The 481-nt window shown below is 42.8% G+C and carries 1 protein-coding gene; it reads right to left on the reverse strand.

All coding sequences use genetic code 11. The features are described from left to right. A partial coding sequence (locus FH871_RS34810; protein WP_305036626.1) for a glycoside hydrolase family 66 protein occupies positions 1–481 on the reverse strand: 481 nt, incomplete at both ends.

A 481-nucleotide genomic window follows, 5' to 3' on the forward strand; every position in this document is an offset into this window, starting at 1 on the left:
GTTTTCAGCAACTTTATCATCGCTAGATTGAGCTGCAGGTGTTTGAGCTTGATCAGCTTCAGGAGCAGATTCTTGGTCGGCATTGGAGATGTAGACCACGTCCCAAAGAGTCAATTTAGGCACATTAATAACCAAAACAGGTTTACCATTTTCGTCAGTTTTTACAGATGCAGAAACCTTTTGCAGATTAGATTTAGACCAGTCATCTGGAGAGGTCACATAGGTTTGGTTAGCCATCCGTTGAGCATTTTCCATTGAGACATCCCCCAGAGCATACTTAACCGTCAGGTTGGTTTGCTCATCTGGGGTCTTGTTGGCTGCCGAACCATCTTCATTCTTCCAGTCAGAGTTAATGCCCATCAAGTTAAGGAGTTGAACGGTTCTAAAGTTATCGCCTTTTTTTCCGTAAGTCCAAACTTGATTGCCAGTAATACCTTTGGCGTCGGTCGAAAGCTTTTGACCATTTGAGTCAAAAGTATTT

The organism is Larkinella sp. C7 (assembly GCF_006149005.1).
Taxonomy (GTDB): Bacteria; Bacteroidota; Bacteroidia; order Cytophagales; family Spirosomataceae; genus Larkinella.